The sequence below is a fragment of the Puniceicoccales bacterium genome, assembly GCA_031255005.1.
In the GTDB taxonomy this organism is placed as follows: Bacteria; Verrucomicrobiota; Verrucomicrobiia; order Opitutales; family LL51; genus JAIRTH01.
Map to the genome: position 1 here is coordinate 1 of JAIRTH010000010.1, position 17766 is coordinate 17766.

General features: G+C 37.9%; 16 protein-coding genes. 5 read left to right on the forward strand and 11 right to left on the reverse strand.

Annotated features, from left to right (window positions below; all coding sequences use genetic code 11):
* The 5 genes from LBH49_00950 to LBH49_00970 form a co-directional block, all read right to left on the reverse strand.
* On the reverse strand, positions 1–321 hold a 321-nt coding region (locus tag LBH49_00950; GenBank protein ID MDR0351202.1), incomplete at its 3' end, for a hypothetical protein.
* A gap of 401 nt (positions 322–722) precedes the next feature.
* On the reverse strand, positions 723–2726 hold the full coding sequence (locus tag LBH49_00955; protein MDR0351203.1) for a hypothetical protein: 2004 nt from the start codon (positions 2724–2726) through the stop codon (positions 723–725).
* Between the two features lie 288 nt (positions 2727–3014).
* Positions 3015–4466 carry a hypothetical protein gene (locus LBH49_00960; protein ID MDR0351204.1) on the reverse strand — a complete coding sequence of 484 codons (1452 nt, stop codon included), beginning with the start codon at positions 4464–4466 and terminating at the stop codon, positions 3015–3017.
* Positions 4467–4584: 118 nt separating this feature from the next.
* A complete protein-coding gene (locus LBH49_00965; GenBank protein MDR0351205.1) occupies positions 4585–6345 on the reverse strand; it encodes a hypothetical protein in 1761 nt (586 codons plus the stop codon).
* 234 nt (positions 6346–6579) lie between these two features.
* Complete coding sequence (locus LBH49_00970; protein ID MDR0351206.1) at positions 6580–8103, reverse strand: hypothetical protein; 1524 nt, start codon at positions 8101–8103, stop codon at positions 6580–6582.
* 130 nt (positions 8104–8233) lie between these two features.
* Between LBH49_00970 and mraY the strand changes: the two genes are divergently transcribed.
* The 3 genes from mraY to LBH49_00985 are packed head-to-tail and all read left to right on the forward strand — an operon-like array spanning position 8234 to position 11220.
* The gene (gene mraY / locus LBH49_00975; GenBank protein MDR0351207.1) at positions 8234–9301 is read left to right on the forward strand and encodes a phospho-N-acetylmuramoyl-pentapeptide-transferase; all 1068 of its coding nucleotides are present in this window, start codon (positions 8234–8236) and stop codon (positions 9299–9301) included.
* Positions 9298–10626, forward strand: coding sequence for a hypothetical protein (locus LBH49_00980; GenBank protein MDR0351208.1), 1329 nt, complete (start codon positions 9298–9300; stop codon positions 10624–10626). Before mraY ends, LBH49_00980 begins: the two co-directional genes overlap by 4 nt.
* A 21-nt stretch (positions 10627–10647) precedes the next feature.
* On the forward strand, positions 10648–11220 hold the full coding sequence (locus LBH49_00985) for a hypothetical protein (GenBank protein ID MDR0351209.1): 573 nt from the start codon (positions 10648–10650) through the stop codon (positions 11218–11220).
* 458 nt (positions 11221–11678) lie between these two features.
* Here the strand turns inward: LBH49_00985 and LBH49_00990 are convergent, their stop codons facing one another.
* Both LBH49_00990 and LBH49_00995 read right to left on the reverse strand, forming a co-directional pair.
* Entirely contained in the window at positions 11679–12836 is a 1158-nt protein-coding gene (locus LBH49_00990; protein MDR0351210.1) for a hypothetical protein, read from the reverse strand.
* Positions 12837–12984: 148 nt separating this feature from the next.
* Positions 12985–13293 carry an HU family DNA-binding protein gene (locus LBH49_00995; GenBank protein ID MDR0351211.1) on the reverse strand — a complete coding sequence of 103 codons (309 nt, stop codon included), beginning with the start codon at positions 13291–13293 and terminating at the stop codon, positions 12985–12987.
* Between the two features lie 283 nt (positions 13294–13576).
* Here LBH49_00995 and LBH49_01000 point away from each other — a divergent pair, with 283 nt between their 5' ends.
* Positions 13577–14128: a nucleotide exchange factor GrpE gene (locus tag LBH49_01000; protein ID MDR0351212.1), complete on the forward strand. Its 552-nt coding sequence runs from the start codon at positions 13577–13579 to the stop codon at positions 14126–14128.
* Between the two features lies 1 nt (position 14129).
* The gene (dnaJ, locus tag LBH49_01005; protein MDR0351213.1) at positions 14130–15269 is read left to right on the forward strand and encodes a molecular chaperone DnaJ; all 1140 of its coding nucleotides are present in this window, start codon (positions 14130–14132) and stop codon (positions 15267–15269) included.
* Positions 15270–15279: 10 nt separating this feature from the next.
* Here the strand turns inward: dnaJ and LBH49_01010 are convergent, their stop codons facing one another.
* The 4 genes from LBH49_01010 to LBH49_01025 all read right to left on the reverse strand — a co-directional run bounded on the left by LBH49_01010 (position 15280) and on the right by LBH49_01025 (position 17690).
* Positions 15280–15900: a hypothetical protein gene (locus LBH49_01010; protein ID MDR0351214.1), complete on the reverse strand. Its 621-nt coding sequence runs from the start codon at positions 15898–15900 to the stop codon at positions 15280–15282.
* Positions 15901–15977: 77 nt separating this feature from the next.
* Positions 15978–16346 (reverse strand): hypothetical protein, encoded by a 369-nt coding sequence (locus tag LBH49_01015; protein MDR0351215.1) that lies wholly within the window; start codon positions 16344–16346, stop codon positions 15978–15980.
* Positions 16336–17238: a 16S rRNA (cytosine(1402)-N(4))-methyltransferase RsmH gene (gene rsmH, locus LBH49_01020; GenBank protein ID MDR0351216.1), complete on the reverse strand. Its 903-nt coding sequence runs from the start codon at positions 17236–17238 to the stop codon at positions 16336–16338. Before rsmH ends, LBH49_01015 begins: the two co-directional genes overlap by 11 nt.
* A complete protein-coding gene (locus tag LBH49_01025; GenBank protein ID MDR0351217.1) occupies positions 17235–17690 on the reverse strand; it encodes a hypothetical protein in 456 nt (151 codons plus the stop codon). The genes rsmH and LBH49_01025 overlap by 4 nt, the downstream gene beginning before the upstream one ends.
* Between the last annotated feature and the right edge of the window lie 76 nt (positions 17691–17766).

The following is a 17766-nucleotide window of genomic DNA, read 5'->3' on the forward strand; positions in this document are numbered from 1 at the left end:
TATGGCCATGAGATTTTTAAATCTTTGATCATCATTGAGATTTTCTGCTATTTGTGTATTTTTTGACAAAAATTTATTATTATTTTGGCCATTGCCCGCTGATTTTTTACCTTCATCGGATTCTTCATTCGCTTCTGGTTTTTTTGTATCCTCTGTTTTTTTCGCATTCTTTGGTTTTTCACCTACGTTGGTTTTTGAAGGTCTATTCAATTCTTTTTTTTGAGAGATTGCAGATTTATTAACAGCATCTTCGGTGGCCTGAACATAGCCATTGCCCAGACAGATAATCCCAACAAATATTTTAATCATTAATTTTTTCATATACTATCCATTTCAAAGAAGTTGTGTTAAGACTGGAATAGCCATGGCATTATGTCAATATAAAAACGCGATGACACTCTGTTACTTGGTTCGAAACCTTATGATTTGTTCCATAAGGTGTTGCAAATATTCATGTTAGTGCAAGTGCAGGAAAATTTCGTAGGAGTATTGATAAATACTGCAAGAGATTATGATGCTTAATAATTTTTCGAGTATTTTTATCTTTTAGCTAGATTTTAGACAAAAACAGCGCGTTGCTATGCCATTCATTGATAATTTAAGTTATATTTGTTTTATGAATATGTTTATGTTTTTTGGTCTTCATTCTTTTCGGTTTTGATTTTTTTCTTCGGCCTCTTTTTGTTGATTTTTTCTTTGATTTTTTCTACTTCTCACTGGCATTAAATCTGTATTTTTTTCATCAGTTGTTCATCAGATTCTTGATTTATTACTACGACATCAGTTTCTGATGTTTTATGAATATGTTTACGTTTTTTGGTTTTCATTCTTTTTTGTTTCAATTTCTTTCTTCTGCCTTTTGGGGTTAATTTTTTCTTTGATTTTTTTCTACCTCTTCTGGTGTGCATTGATATTAAATCTATATTTTTCATCATTAGTTGTTCATCAGGTTCTTGATTTCGATTTCCTTGATTTATTATTATGATATTAGCTTCTGGTGTGGTTGGAATTAAGTTATTTGCTGCATCTTTTTTTTCTTCCATCAGGCGTGGCGCTGCAGCATTTTTATCAATATTTTTGCGATCTATGGCATGGGCATTTTTTTGCTTTGTTACTTTATAATCATCGAAGTCTCTGCCGTGTAACACAAACAATAGCCTCAGTGCATTTTCCGATGGTAAGATAGTTTCTATATTTTTATCGCGTAATTCTTTTATTCTCGTTAGAGTGCGCGTGGTGAGGTTCAAAAATTTGAATTGTTTAATGTTTTTTTGGGTAGAAGGATTGACTAGATATGCTGCATTACCACTGTAATAGGCTGTCCTGAATGGAAGTTTAGCAACTACGCTATAGTCAAAATCACTTAATCTGTTTATAAATACAGTGTTTCCGATTTTATCTAGGCCTAGAACCTGAGCAATTTCATGAGCATTTGACCAGATTTTATTATAGGCCGCAGCATTAAGTAGGTTTAACATGCAGTCTATGCGGCTAGTATTTTTATAAAACTTACTGCCTATATAATCGATAATCTTACGCATGCAATCTTCCATATATTTTTTTTCATTATTTTTATTGTCTTTTGGAATGACATTTTTCATTATGGAATTCATACAGTTTTTTGAAAAAATTTTGTTGATAGCATCTTTCATATACTCTCTAATGAAACCATTTTCATTGCCTTTGAATTCATTGGCGATAATATTTTCTATATCATCTTTTGAAAATATAGGATTTTTGCACATGGGAAATATTTCTCTTAAAAGCTTCGATGATTTAAAGTTTTCAAAGGATGGTAAGTTCTTAAGGTCATTATACGTGTCGTTTTCATTTAAGTATACACGCAGGTATACATACCAGGAATGCCCAAATTCATGGAACATGGCGGAGAATTTTTCATCAGTGAATGATGCAGTGCCAACGAAATAATCTACGAGTGCGTTATCGTGAAATATTGGTAAGGTGTGGAATGTATATTTACTTTTGGTCAAAAAATCCAAAAAAATATCATTGCCATGGGAATCATTTGTGCTTGCTCGGCAGTCCATATTATTGGCAAAATAGAATCGAACCATGTGATAATCTGTTTTGTCAGTGCCTAATTTTTTTAATGCTGCTATGGATTTTGCTATGATATCTCTAAATTCGTGCATGGCTATGAATACCACTAGGCTATGTCTTGCCGGTTCATTATCTTCTAACCTTCCAGCCAATTCCATCAAAGCTGCAATGTGATCCGTTTTATTTTTGTTATGGACATCTTCCGGTTCCGGACCTATGGGTATGTGTTTGGTGGCATCAGCTGCGTTTGGATCGGTGGAAAATTCCTGAAATGGTTGTTTTTCGAAAAAATTTTTCAATTCTGCTAAAAATTTTTTTTTATTTTCTATAAGCGAAATATTTTTGTAATATCGCGCACGATCTTCTCCAATATATCTTTTTAGTCCATAGAGAATGGAATCTAGGTCCATTATCCTGGTGTTATTGCAATCCACAATGGACCCGTTAGGAAGGCCATTTATTTGAGCCCTTTCTTTGGTAGTTAATTCCCTGGAAAGTAGCATGAGAATTTTTTGGTTGCGTATTTCTTTTATTTGATCATCGGTTAAGAGTTTGGTTGAATCATTTGTTGGATTTTTTGTAGAATCGGCCATGGCTTTTGAGGCTATGGCATCATATGCAAATCCGACAACGAATAAAATTATAGCTATTGTTTTCCCACCCATATTCCGCGAATAATTATGTAAAATATTTAATGGTGGTCAATTCATAAAGCCTTCAAAATCGCAAAAATCATAAACAATAAATGCTTTGGTTGGTGATGGGGTAGGGGCTATTTAGGCAGCTAATTGCTCGATTTTTTATTCTTCTTTGTTTTGCTATTCTTCTGATTCCTTTTTATCTTCTTGAAATTTGTCTTTTATCTCTTGTCTTTTTTTTGGTACTCAAAATCAGCATAACTGTTTTGGTCATTATTTATTTTAATTTTTCTAAAAAATGAATATTAATTAATGCTAAATAATGCTTAGGTTATCCATATTATCATTGAAATCAATCTTCACACCATTATTACCACAAGCTCCTGGCGTAAGTATGTTAATTTTAGGTAAATTGGAGAATTTATAGCTCTGAGGAAGTTGGATAGTTTTTTTGGAATTTTTAGTACGCCAATAATTGTAATTAATCTTCAAATTGCAATTTAATATAAAATATGGAGATGCTTTATATTTTGGAGATTTTTCGTTATGATCATGGCCGGTTATGACATTTATGATCAATCGATGAAATATTTGGTAATATTTGGGCGTTAAAATATTAAATATTAATGCCAATACAGGTAATATGCTCCATCGAGCTTCATGGGATGCCACATTCAAATACAACATGCCATGGGGGTTGTTATGTTCCAATTGACGGATGCAGCTTGTCATATTTTTCATGAATTCACGGATTATAATGTTATTTTGATTTATATGTTCGTTGACGCTATAGTTACTAAGTATATGTTTACTATCGATTGAATTTCTCATTTTATTCAAGGTATTGCTAAGTATGCAACCATCATTTATCCATTCTTGTCTGAACCATTCCTTTGGATTATGGCTAGAATAATGTTTGTTATTGGCAAAAATCTCCATGGTAATCCAACTTACATAGCCTACATTACCAGATATGACATAGGTCTCAATGTTTTTTCTATCTTCTGGATAGTTGAATGCCGGAAGGCAGCAACTGTTTATCATATGTATGTTTTGGCCGCTGCTTCTTTTTCTATCAAATTCGTCAACGAATTGTCTCCAGTAAGATGATTCCGCTTTGTATCCTGTACCACCAAGAAATTCATGGTTACCTAGATTAAAAACTCTCAATAACCTTTTGTCTATGTTGTATTCATTAGTAAAAGTATTTAGAAAGTATAGATGCTGTTGATTTTTATTCGCATTGGTTCCATTTAAAAATGTGCTATTACCATCCCAGTAGGTGCAAAAATCTCCATTAAAAAGCACACTGGTTTCGATTGGATTCCCATGTGAAGCTATGGCCCTAACCATATTGGTATAATTTTGATAATTTCCGTGGGTATCCGAATAGGCTATAAAAGTTTTTTGCTTGGTTTGTGGAATTGGTGGATAAATTGGTGGTGGCATCGGCACAGTGGTTAAAGGAGGAATTGATGGTTTTGGTGAGCCTGCATTGGTAAAAGTTTGGTTGATAACCGGTGTGGTTAGAAAGGTTTGCTGTTGTGGCACAGAAGCTATAGGTTGACTTTTAGATTGCCTTTTTTTTCTAGAAGATTTTTTATGCTTTTTTCTGACGAAGGTATTTCTCTTAGTTTTTCGTTTTTTGGTAATTCTACTTTTCCGTTTGATTCTGTGTTTTGATTTTTGATGTCTGGCTTCTATCTGTAAATTTCCTGTATAAATACAAAATAAAAAAATTAATATTTTTAGTGCTTTTATATTCATTTTTTCGCTCTGATTAGTATGTAATTTATCTATGAAATGTCGATGGTAAAAAAATGTAATTGCCGAATCTTAGACAGTATTTTAGCCCATATATATATGATTTAAGCCAGAGCAGGACCTATGGTTTTAAAGTTGATTGTTTTTTGTTTTTGCTATTGGAAGCATAGTATTGGTCGAGTATGTCTTGCAGTTGGTTAAATACCTGGGCGGCATTTGGCCGTAGATATGGTTCTTCGGTGAGCATCCAGGCCAATAGAGATGCCAAGGCTTTAATGGTTTGATCATCGTAGGAATTTCCTGTATCTTTTCGCATGATATTATTTAAATTAAATAGTTTATTTTCGAAATATTTAATCCTTTCATCGAAATTCATTTTTTTTATCTCTGTTAGGTATTGTTTGGAATAGTTGGTAAATAGTGAATAAGAGAGACATAATCCTCTAAACCCAAAAAGTATGGGTGGAAAGACCGTGGCCATGGAGTATATGTCATAGCTTGGATGAGATTTCAGGAGAGAAATGTCGTTATAGATTTTGTTGAGTTTATTTATTTCCATAATTGTTTTATCGATGTTTTCTTTTAATTTAGGGTTGGACTTATCCTGATTTTTTTTCATTTCAGACAAATTTGCGTTGTGTTCTGCAATTTTGTTTTTTAAACCTTCAAGCGTGCGTTTTTTGGATTCACTGGACATTAATTCAGGCCCGCCATTGTTAGAGAAGGCAGAGACTGTTTCACCTATTTTTTTTATGGCTCCAAGGTCTATTATTTTTGTAGGATAAATTGGTTCTCCTGCCTCGGTGCTGTCGTTCAGTATCATAATATTTGCTTCTTTCAGGTCGTTATGTACATAGCCTGCGGAATGGATTGCCATTACTTCTGCTGCCAAAGACAGAGTGCGTCGCAGGGCCCCATAAAGATCGGAAGGATGGCCACCTTTGGCATTATAAGGTGGGTGAAGAGGAGCTGTTGCAGGATTAACTTGAAGGGCATCGAATAGGTTTTCACCTGCGACAAGTTCTTGGATTATTGCATTGCCATTTTTCTGATTAAATACGAGGTATTTCGGAGATTGAATATTTAAAAACCCTCGTCCTAGCACATGTACTATGCCAGCAGCGCCTTGAAATTTTCCAAAATCCACCGATGGGTTTTGTTTATTGCCGTTTTGATTTTCAGGACTTGGATTATATATTTCATTTTTGATAGCTAAAGCTAGGGCATTGGATTGTTTATGCTCTTCTTTTAGATAAGGTTGCATTGTTTGCTTGAGGGCAGTTTTTATTATTACTTTTTTAATGGTTTTTCCGGTGGTATCTAATATACTACCGCTCCATACCTGGCCAAATCCACCTTGTCCTATTAATTTATCAAATTTCAAACTACAGTTATCAAATTTTGATGGGTCTACTTGGCATACCATATTATCCCAAAAAAGATTTGCATTTTTATAGTCCGTGGATGATAGATTAATTTTAGGCTGATTAGGGTGCAAAGTCGTGTTTGGAGCAATGAATGGCATATGAACAATGGGTATGGGTACTTGTTGGTTAATAGGAGGTGGTGTTTGTTGCGAATTATAGCTGGGTGTGGTTGGTGTTAAACTATTGACTCGAAACAGGAGATTGTTATTCGGAAATTTTTGCTTAGATTTAATTAGAGATTGTTTAGACGTCCTAGAGAGTATTTTTCGTTTTATTTTGGTTTTCTTTCTACCGCCAATTATTTTCTTGTTTGACTTTTTTTGTTTTTGTTTAATCATGTGCTTTTGTTTGCTTTCGCCTTTGGATTTTTGCATGAGCGGAGTTGCCTGCATGGGTAAAATGCCAATCCAGAGGCATAAAAATAAAACCAGTACCCTAATTATTAATCTTTCCATACAACACCTATCCGGATAAATATTATATAATTTAGTTATGGATTGTCGACGATAATTACACTAGATGATTTCCCGCTGAGCTCCAAAGATGATTCAAAAATTACGCTAGATTTGGAATTTGTTTTAATCAAAGGCCAAAAATTTTTTCCACCGGGGCAGGGAGATAGTTTTGCCCCGGTGACCGTAGTCAATGGCCAAATCAATGCATTTATTTGGTTGACATTAGACTTATCTTCACTGCTTCCACGGCTCCATGTTATGATTGCCCCTCTGCGGATTCAGGAACGGCGGCGGATTCGCCGTCGGCGTCGGCGACAGATTATATTGGGACGACCACTGATTCGCCGGCACACCCGGATTATCCTGCTGATTCGCCGGCTGCTGATTGAACTGATTATTCTGCCCCGGCACACCCTGCGGTAACTGCTGCGGGAACTGCTGCTGCGGATACTGCCCTGGCTGCGGCGCCACACCCTGCGGGAACTGCTGCTGCTGATACTGCCCCGGCTGCGGGAACTGCGACTGAATGAACTGATTCTGCCCCAGGAACTGCGGCGGATTTATCGGCGGCGGCGGATAACCCGGCTGCGGGAACTGCTGCGGCAGATTCTGCGGCAGATTCTGCCCAGGCCCTATGTTATAACTGTACTTCGGCTGCTTATTCATCGATTGATTATTCTGCTGCGGCGCCATACCTAGATTCTGCGGCGGGAACTGCTGCGGCGGATTCAGCGGCGGCGGCGACGGATTATATTGGGACGACTGGAACGACTGGAACGGCTGCTGATTCGCCGGTACACCCGGATTCTGAGGCGGGAACTGCGGCGGCGGATTACCCGGCGGCGGCGGCGGATAACCCGGCTGCGGGAACTGCTGCGGCTGCGGCGGCGTCCTCCCCGGCGGATTCGCCGGCACACCCGGATGATTCTGCGGATTCGCCGGCGGCGTCACACCTAGATTTAGCGGCTGATAACCCGGCGGCGGCGGCGGATAACCCGGCTGCGGGAACTGCTGCGGCTGCGGCGGCGGATAACCCGGCTGCGGATAACCCGGCGGCTGGAACTGCGACGGAATGAACTGATTATTCTGCACCTGCGGCGGCGTCCTCCCCGGCGGATTCGCCGGCACACCCGGATTATTCTGCGGATTCGCCGGCGGCGTCACACCTAGATTTAGCGGCTGATAACCCGGCGGCGGATTATTCTGCGGATGATGATCCTTCCATTTATTATACGCATTTTTGATATTATCCGGCTCCTCCAGCATCGCTGTACACTTAGGCTCATTATTCTGCGACAAGATCAAAGATACAAACTCATTCTTAAATATAGTATCCGAACCTGTATCCTGCTGGGTCTTGAGTATATTCAGAAGCGAATCATACATCGATGTCTGCTGCTGATATATCGCCTGATGCGGATCCCTATACTCCGTGGGAAACTTATAGTTATGATCCGGCTGCACCGGCGGCGGATCAATGCCATCATTGTCCTCCTCCCGATCCGTCTGCGGCTGATTATTCAATTTCTGATCACGAAACTTTTTATGATCAGATGCTTTGAGATTGTGCCCTTTCAAGGAGTTTTTCTGTATATTTGATGGATTACCCATCTCATTCTTTGCTTTGGAAGTAAAAATTTGCTTTATGGTGTCCCGTAGGGCCAAAAAGAAAGCCGAAATTATAGATTTATCTTCATTTTGATAGGTATAAACTTTATTTCTAAAAGAACTAGAGCTTGTATAGTTAATTGGATCCATATAGATATTGTGTGAAAATTAATTGCTTTTGCAATATTGTTTGTTTTGGTGAGATAAAGTATAGAAATTGACATTACTGGCTTGTAAAATAGTAGTTTGTTGTTGAAGTAGTAACCTCCTGTTCATATTTATGGATTATGATTATTACATAAAGGATATTTGGGGAAGATGCTCCTTTGCATTTGCATTTTCTTTGGTCATCGCTGCTATTTTGGCTGGCGGATTTATCGATAAGTTGAAGCAATTCAAACTAAAACAGGTATTTAGGAAAAAGGAAGAAGTCAGAGAATTGGCAGATCTACATTCTAAGAAAAAAAATACTCCAACCATTGGTGGGCTAATTATTTTCTTACCGTCTCTAATCTGTTCCATTGCCTTTATGTCGATGAACCGTATGACCTATGTGACACTTTTTTCCTATATTTGTTTTTCCATTCTTGGCTTTTTTGATGATTATCGGAAAATATTCAAAAAAAATACCAAGGGTGTTTCTGCCGGAAAAAAACTACTGTTTCAGTTGGTTATGACATTGATTATCGTTGCTGTACTGATATCCCAAAATGGTTGGTATTCCATCGGAAGCGGTGTATATATTCCGTTTACCCATGATGAACTTGCCATGTCATCGTTCTTTATGGCCATACTTTTTTTCTTCGTTTTGGCCGGAAGCAGTAATTCGGTAAATCTAACCGACGGAATAGATGGTCTTGCCATAGGTTGTGTAATTCCATCGTTGGCATTCTTCATGGTGGCATCGATTATTTCCGGCGATTTAATGCTATCCGCTAAGTTCGATATGCCATATTTCAAAGGTGCTGGAGAAATTTCCGTTATATGTGCATCGGTGATCGGTGCGTCGCTAGTATTTTTGTGGCATAATTCCCATCCTGCCGAAGTGTTTATGGGAGATACTGGTTCTTTGGCATTGGGAGGATTGATCGGTACCGTTGCAATTCTCCTAAACCAATACATAGCACTTATTATGGTCGGTGGAATATTTGTGGTGGAAGCACTTTCGGATATACTTCAGGTTGGATACTTCAAGCTTAGCAAGGGTAAGCGAATATTCAAAATGGCACCTTTGCATCATCACTTTGAGCTCAGCGGCATGCATGAATCAAAAATTGTTGTGAGAAGCTGGATCATTGCCATTGTGCTAGCAATTTTAGGAATCTATTCTATTTTTGTGAAAATATGAAATATTTCGGCACAGATGGTATTCGTGGCAGATTCGGAGAATTTCCGGTGGTACCGGAAGTAATTAGCAGGTTAATTCCAGCCCTTCGGGCTTTTATGGATAATGCTTCGTTGCGAATAGTCATAGGTCGAGATTCCAGAGAAAGTGGTACTGTCATCGAGAGATATATAATGGTCGGTGTGTCGGCTTTTGATAGAATTTTTCTATGTGGTGTGGTTCCATCACCGGCTATACCAATGGCCATTTTAACAGAAAATGCTGACTTTGGGATCATGATAACTGCTTCCCATAATCCACCGGCGGATAATGGTGTGAAAATTTTTGATAGAAACGGAAAGATTTCCATCGAAATTGAAGAAAAATTAGAAAAATATATGGAGATCTATCCGAGTGTGGCCGAAAAAAATGAATCAAAACCCATCGATATTTCACAGAAAATGTCGAAATTATTTTTTGAGTCCATGGCATCAAAGGTCGATGGAAATAAAAAAATAAAAAAAATAACCGTTGATACGGCCAATGGAGCCCTGGCGCATTTTGCTAGAAAATGCTATGAAAATGTCTGCGATGAAGTGGTAATGCTAGGCGATAATTTGACCAAGAAGATAAATGATGGTGTAGGCAGCGAATATCCAGAGGTCATCTCGTCTGCGGTTTTAAAAAATGGCTCCAATTTGGGGATTGCCCATGATGGCGATGGAGATAGATTTGTCCTCTGTGATGAAAATGGCAATCTGGTCGAAGGCGAAAAAATTTTCACATTGATTGCCAGTTATTTGGTAAAAACAGGAAAGCTAAGCAATAATAAAACCATTGTGACCACAATTATGAGTAATAGGGGGTTGGATGTGGCGTTGCGAGGTTTTGGCGTTAGGGTCGAGCGAACTGCTGTGGGCGATAGAAATGTGGCCAGCAGGATGGCGGAAATTGGTTCAAATTTTGGTGGCGAATGCTCAGGGCATATGATTTTCAGTGACTTAGAAAGCACTAGCAACGGTGTGCTTTCGGCAATCATGAGCCTGAATGCTTTGAATTTTTTTGGATTTAAAGCAAGTGATGTGCAAAATTTGGTAAAAATGTATCCCCAGGAAAAATGTAGCATTTTGGTAAGAAAAATAGTTCCATTGGAAGCTATGCCTTTGGTAAGTAATGAATTGAAGAATATTTCTGATCATTTGAAGAAATTTGACGGCAGGCTGGTGATAAGATATTCCGGAACCGAACCTAAGTTGAGAATTTTAGTTGAATCCGAATCCAGTGATCTGACAAAAAAGTGTTTAGAAAATGTAAAAAATATTATCGCCAACAGCCCAGTTATGTATTAGCATAGCTCAGAGTTTAAAGTTGTGGATTTGGAGACAAAGTTTTTAGAAAAAATTGATGCTTTGACGAAGGGAGGTCAGTGGACCTATGCTAAATTTGTGTGTTTAGAGTTATTATATAGCAATCCCAATTGCATTGCGGCTAGGAAGTTTTTGGGAGAAATAAGACAGCACACTCGGCCTAGTAAAAAAATCGTAATATATTCGCAGTTATTCATTCATATCATATTGGCATTATTTTATATGCTAAAAATTCGAAAGAAGCCCAAAGAGTTATTGTTGGAGCTGGAAAGTTTGCTGGATGTGGATCCGGATAGCCCTTGGGTTCTGCGATTGCTAAGTGAAGTTGCCTTTGGTTTTGGCTTTGTTGAAACGGCCATATTTTCCCTTCAGTGTATTCCAGAAGAGATTAGGGACATGGATGATTGGCTGCTTATGGGAGAATCATATTTGGGTTCCAGTGATTTTATCAATGCCATCAAGATTGCTAATAAAGTGTTACTATCTTCTCCTGATAACCTCCGAGCCAGGGATTTACTATGGCAAGCATCGGTTTCCCACTCTATGGATAGCGACGAAAAATCCAATGGTCTGTAGAGGCATCATTGGATAAACATAATTTATGGATGCTGAGGTCAATATCTCCAGAACTATAAACCAAGGCACCCATTTATTTTTTCTCTTGGCATGGCAATAGGTCAATCGATCCCTGATTTCATTAAAATGTTTTTATGATTTTGCTTTAAATTTGCCAACCAAAGTTTGACTCTAAAGGTCAATAAATATGCAAATTTCTTCGATGATCCTGTAAACTAACGCCATGGCATTATCACAATTTGATATTAATTGATGGCCATCAATGGAGCAGCATGGTTGATGCTCTTGCCATTCTTTATCTACTCGTCATTTTCTATGGTTGGCCTTACAGCCATGGGTGTTATTTTTAATCTGTGAAATTTGTAAAAAACCATCTTGGCTTTGAGAAAATGAAAACAGCATTCAAACTATTTTGATTCATGATTTTGGCTAAAATTCCATGGATTGATATTAGCTTTTTACTGTCCGAAAAAATTATCTTTATATTGGTGGAATATACAAGATTTCGACTTTTTCATATTCATTAATTGTCTGCTTAATGAGTCACTATTTTGGTCGAAATCATCTGGATTAGGGTAAAGTTTTTCTGAAGGAGCGTTACCATCATTATCCATATCATCTGGATTAGGGTAAAGTTTTTCTGAATGAACATTACCATCATCATCCATATCATCTGAGTCATCGGAATTCAAAGATTTTGTTTGATATTTTTCCATGAGTTCAATGTGGTTTATATTTAGTGAAGCCAAACTTTGTAATGTTGGCATATTCTTCCAATTGAAGTGTATGGCAATGGTTTCAATTCCATAAAAATTCAGGACAGATTCTATATTTCGCAGCATATTTATGTTATCATCAATAACTAAAACATAATCACAAATGTCTCTAAAATTTTTAGATTTTTGTATTTCAGCCAATTTTTTTAAGAACGATATTATCACATCGCCCTTTCTTTCTCCATTATGGCACTGTGTATGGCTGCAAATATTTTGCATACGTGCGAAATTCGAAAAAATTATACCGTTTAAAAATACCGGCCAGGCAGAAATTTCATTATATTGTCCATCGGCAAATTTCTCGATGAATAAACCCGTGTGTTTTTTTTCTTTATATATTACTGAATTACCTAATTTAAGCTTAAGAAACTCATTTTCAATTTCGGTTTCGGATGATATACATGGGTCATATACAAAGGGCAAAAAAGTTTCTTCGTCGTTAAACGGATTCCAAAATTTTATTCCCAATTCATGCATTCCATTGACTCTAATGTTGGCATGCGGATCCCTTTTTATAAAACACGAAATGCAATCATCATTCTCTGTGCACTGGCTTAGTGGCTGTATAAAATAGGTCATACCTGAAGTTAACCCGACTATCCGATAGTTATAATCAATATATTTTGTTAACCACAAGACAAAAGATTCACTGACTACGTCAGGCACACTTTTCTTAAAATCACTACAATTATATATGATGGTATCATCGATGTCGACGAATGTTATAGTTTTTTCCAAATCTATGGCATTACCAGTAATCAATCCATCCAACACATCGACCAATGAATCTTTATTATTAACCTCAATAATATTAGCATAGGCACTAACCCCGAACCACATCGAGTAAACCAATATATATATTATAATATTGTAAAACATTGCTCATAGAAGTCCATTTAAATGAGAACAAATTGCAAGACAATTTTTATACATTTTTTTTATAATATTATGCTAAAACATAGTGCCTATGCGATTGATAGCTATGTAACTATAGCATTTCTTTCAATTTAGCTCCGGGCTTAAATTTCACGCTCTTTGAAGCGTTTATGACTATTTTTTCGCCGGTTCTTGGATTGACACCGTTTCTTTTCTCGCGTTTTGTGACGCTGAAAGTGCCAAATCCTATGATTTGCACATTCCCGTCCTTTTTTATGCCATTTGTCATGGCATCAAGGACTGTGGTAACTAATTGTTCGGCACAGGCCTTTGTGAATTTATGTTCACTGAAATGTGTGGTAGTGCAACCACATTTACTCAGTAAATTATATGTCTCATTTATCAATTCAGATTTATTCATTTTCGTTAACTTTAACAATTTATAGATAAAAATTCTAATACATCTATTAGAAATGTGGCCTATATTATCGAAAACTACAGATTTATAGTCAATAGCATAAGTTGTTTTTTGGCTAATTTATTAAAAAAATTTTCATATATTTGGAGAATGACGAAATTTAACCAAGATTTTGCTTGGAAATTATGCTTTTATTTGCCACATAATTCCTCGGGCTGATCGAAAAATATTGAAATTTTTCAGCTTAACTATAACCGTTGATAGTTAGTAATAAATATTGAATTATATGAGAAACGAACAAGAAGATAGTACTGATTATGCGGGTAGAGATCCGGAGATGAAAGTCAATGATGTGGAAATGAATGAAACCAATCCCATGGAAAGTGTTGATAATGATTATAGGTCTGATGTAGAGAATAAAATGCTTCTATTGCAGGCTGATTTCGATAACTTTAGGAAGCGGGTTGCCAGAGATAGGGATGACTATCAAAAGTTTGCCTGTGCATCGCTGATGGCTGAATTGTTGCCAGTGCTAGATGTTTTTGAAATAGGTTTCAAATCCGTTGATCAGTCCAATCCGATGGTATCTGGCTTTGCAATGGCCTTCAATCAGCTTAAGGCTGTCCTCACTAATAATGGATTAACCGAAGTGTTGCCAATCAAAGAAAATTTTGATCCAGCTTTACATGAGGCTGTGGCTTATATTTCCAGTGATGAAGTGCCGATAGATGGGATAATTGAAGTAGCTCGGATTGGATATATGCTCAACGGAAAGTTATTGAGACCAGCATCAGTGGTAGTTTCCAGTGGCAAATTGGAACAAATGGAGCAAAAATAGAATGGCTGACGAACAAGATTATTACGGTTTGCTTGGAGTATCAAAAACAGCCACAGCCGAAGAGCTTAAGAAGGCTTATCGGAAGATGGCATTGAAGTATCATCCAGATAAAAATCCTGGAGATAAGGCGGCGGAAGAAAAATTTAAACAAATTTCCGAGGCCTATGAAGTACTAAGCGATGAACAGAAGCGAGTCACCTATGACAGGCATGGTCATGCGGCCTTTGGCCAGGGAGGGCATTCTTCATCTAGGAGTGGGCGTCCCGGTGGATTTCAGGATCCCTTTGATATATTTAGAGAGGTTTTTGGTGGCGGTGGTGGAATTTTTAGCGATATATTCGGAGGAAGATCCAATGCATCCAGGGCAGGATCGGATCTCCGCTATGATATCGAGATATCTTTGAAAGAAGCATTTGATGGCATTGAGAAGGTGATAAAATATAACCGTAATGTGCACTGCAATAGATGCAATGGCTCTGGTGCGACCAAGGATTCAAAGGATATTAGATGTAAGGCCTGTGGTGGCAGTGGAATGATCTCCATGTCCCAGGGATTTTTTTCTGTTCAGCAAACCTGTCCCGAATGTAATGGTCAGGGCAAAAAAATATCCAATCCTTGTGTCAATTGCAATGGATCTGGTTTGATAGCTGAGAAGACGACTACCAAAATAAAAATACCCATGGGGGCATTTTCCGGCATGAAACTTCGAATGCAAGGGTTTGGTGAAGCCGGAGCTAAAGGTGGTCCAGTGGGTGACCTCTATGTGGTGGTATTCATTAAAAATAGCAATGATTTCGAGCGCGATGGCGATGATCTTCACTGCAGACTTGATGTGCCATTTACACTGGCTGCCCTTGGTGGTGAAATAAATGTAAAAACAATAGATTCCGAAGCTGTTTTAAAATTATCGCCAGGGACTCAGCAAGGAACGGTTATGCGGATGCGTGGCCACGGAATGAGAAAACTAAAAGAAGAAGATAGAGGAGATCAATATGTACACATAGGCATAATCGTTCCCAAAAAGCTTACCCAGGACCAGCGCGAGAAACTTGAAGCATTTGCCATGACATTTAAAGATGATCTAAGCAAGGAAGCCAAAGGTTCTAGTTGGTTTGATAAAATCAAGGATACCTTTAAATAAATATGCCCTATTATTCGACCGCAATGGTTTCTAATAGCGTGTCTATTTCTGGTAAAATTTCGTTTAGTGCCTCATTGGAAGTGTCTTTTTCACAGATTTCTTTGGCATGTTTTAGTGATTTGATGGCCTTTTCTGATTGGTCGGCATCAAAAAAACACTCCGATGCGGTCAGCAGTATCAATGGATGATCTGGAAAAATTGTAAGCAGAAAATCATACATTTTTACTCCTGCATCGAGATTGGTATCAGAAATATGTTCAGCCAGCATCATGTAGACATAGGAGTTTGGATTGCCATCAGGAATGACCAGGGTTAGAAATTGCCATAACTTAATTTGTACGGATGAATCAGCATTTTCGGTAAAATTTTCCAATATTGCCACATCTTCATTACTAACTTTAGTCAATGCCATGTTCATTGAATTATCTTTGCTAAAGTCTAGCAATTTTTTTAATATGCCGGCACAGGCTTCATCTGATGCAAAGATCTTTATGGCCTCTACGTACATAGGAATTATGAGATCAGTCATATTATCAAGGTTTTCCGGTATAACAAGATCTTCCTTTGTGGAGGTCAGTACCATGTCGGTTATCTTACCAATCAACTCGTTTAATTCTTCCTCTTGAATCATACTGTATTAATTCTATACATTATTGAAAATTTAGAAAGCAAAAATTCAATATATGTCTTAAAATCAATGGCATATAATCAACTTTTTGCCCTAAGCTTTGGTTTTTGTGCATTGCCATCATCCATGGCCTGGCCAGAGGCTTTGGATGGGGATGATTTGTTCCAATTTGTGACGCGAACAATTTGCTCTTTGCTTGGAATAGGCAAATCACAGCCGAGTTGTATCCGAAGATAATTTGGTGTTTGCATCTGGGCTATTTTTGAGACCAACGACAGATTTTTATCTTCCATGCGTCTACACTCGGTTTCCAGATTGCTTAGTCTACCAGCATGGGTGAATATTTTTTGGCGAAGCAATATGGTGCCGAGGGCCGATGAAAACACTACCATGACGGAGCATAGAATGACCGCCACTAACATTCCTTTATTTATAAACCTATTTTCCATGATTAAATTTTTCGATTGCGCGCAGTTTAGCTGATCTACTGCGTGGGTTACATTTTTGTTCCTTTTCGGATGGTACCACTGGTTTCTTGGTGAGTAGTTTTGCACCAAAGCTCACTTTTTTATCCGTTTGATTCGAAACCTTTTTGAAGAAATTTTTTACCATCCTGTCTTCCAGTGAATGGAAGCTTATCACAACCAGGCGACCTTGATCATTGAGCAGATGAAAGGCTTTTTCTATGGCCATTCCCAGCGCACCGAGTTCATTATTGATCGCTATCCTTATGCCTTGAAATGTCTTAGTTGCTGGATGTATTCTCGTATAAGGTAGGTGAGGTATGGTTTTTCTCAGCATATCGGCAAAGGCATCGGCATATAGCAGTACATTGGTGCCGCGTTGTTTTATGATGGCCAGGACGACACGCTTCCAAAAACGTTCCTCGCCGTAATCCCTGATTGCTTGAATAAGTTCTTCCTGGGAAGCATTTTCAAGAAATTCATGGGCCGTAGGACCTTTTGTATTATCCATTCTCATATCTAGTTTTGAATGAAATTTGAATGAAAATCCTCGAGTCTGGGAGTCGATTTGGAACGATGATATGCCCAGATCAAACAGTATGCCATCGAAGGTAATGCCCAGCTGATCGATGTTTTGAAAGTTTATTTGAGAAAAGTGGAAGCGGTCACGGTGTTCCTTTTTTAATTTTGCTGCTCGGGTGTAGGCATCCGGGTCTTGATCCACGGCCCACAGGTGGTTTGATTCTGCAGCAGAAAGTATTAATTTTGAGTGACCACCTCCACCAAAAGTACAATCAAGAAAATTTGTACCTGCATTGGCTGAAAGAAATTCTAGTACTTCACTGGGCATCACTGGGCTATGTTCTGTATTTGTCATAACCCAAGTCCTTTCAGAATGTCGCTCATTTCATCATTTTGATGATCTATGCGTTTTATATAGTTTTGGAACCTGTTGGGCTCCCATATATTAAAGGTCATGTAGCTACCGATGAGGACCACTTCGCTGGAAATACCTGCATGGGTTATTATGCGCTCTTCTATTTTTATCCTGCCTTTTTGGTCGCAGCCGAAGGTATCGGCATTGGAGAATAGTTTTGCCAACACATGTTGGCCTCTTTGATCTCCAAGGCTAACTTCAGCAACTTTTTCTTCTAGGCGAGTTATCATTTTTGGTGGGTATATGGTTATACAGCCAATGGGATTTGGCAGTGCCAGAAAAACTTCATTATTAACATTTGATCGCCATTTCGTTGGCAAAGAAATGCGCAAATTATCATCTATACTTCTTTGAAATTGTCCGACGTAGAACGACTTTTCTAAAAAATTCACTTGCTTCCCAACGGAATACATTCTTTCCCGTTTCGCCCCATAAGTCAATAATTTTTTCCATATCAAAGCTATTAAA

What these genes read in the sequence shown, in the direction of transcription:
- LBH49_00955 (MDR0351203.1), bottom strand. Translation starts at nt 2,726, where the DNA reads ATGGGTGGGAAAACAATAGCTATAATTTTATTCGTTGTCGGATTTGCA.
- LBH49_00960 (MDR0351204.1), bottom strand. Translation starts at nt 4,466, where the DNA reads ATGAATATAAAAGCACTAAAAATATTAATTTTTTTATTTTGTATTTAT.
- LBH49_00965 (MDR0351205.1), bottom strand. Translation starts at nt 6,345, where the DNA reads ATGGAAAGATTAATAATTAGGGTACTGGTTTTATTTTTATGCCTCTGG.
- LBH49_00970 (MDR0351206.1), bottom strand. Translation starts at nt 8,103, where the DNA reads ATGGATCCAATTAACTATACAAGCTCTAGTTCTTTTAGAAATAAAGTT.
- mraY (MDR0351207.1), top strand. Translation starts at nt 8,234, where the DNA reads ATGGATTATGATTATTACATAAAGGATATTTGGGGAAGATGCTCCTTT.
- LBH49_00980 (MDR0351208.1), top strand. Translation starts at nt 9,298, where the DNA reads ATGAAATATTTCGGCACAGATGGTATTCGTGGCAGATTCGGAGAATTT.
- LBH49_00990 (MDR0351210.1), bottom strand. Translation starts at nt 12,836, where the DNA reads ATGTGGTTCGGGGTTAGTGCCTATGCTAATATTATTGAGGTTAATAAT.
- LBH49_00995 (MDR0351211.1), bottom strand. Translation starts at nt 13,293, where the DNA reads ATGAATAAATCTGAATTGATAAATGAGACATATAATTTACTGAGTAAA.
- LBH49_01000 (MDR0351212.1), top strand. Translation starts at nt 13,577, where the DNA reads ATGAGAAACGAACAAGAAGATAGTACTGATTATGCGGGTAGAGATCCG.
- dnaJ (MDR0351213.1), top strand. Translation starts at nt 14,130, where the DNA reads ATGGCTGACGAACAAGATTATTACGGTTTGCTTGGAGTATCAAAAACA.
- LBH49_01010 (MDR0351214.1), bottom strand. Translation starts at nt 15,900, where the DNA reads ATGATTCAAGAGGAAGAATTAAACGAGTTGATTGGTAAGATAACCGAC.
- LBH49_01015 (MDR0351215.1), bottom strand. Translation starts at nt 16,346, where the DNA reads ATGGAAAATAGGTTTATAAATAAAGGAATGTTAGTGGCGGTCATTCTA.
- rsmH (MDR0351216.1), bottom strand. Translation starts at nt 17,238, where the DNA reads ATGACAAATACAGAACATAGCCCAGTGATGCCCAGTGAAGTACTAGAA.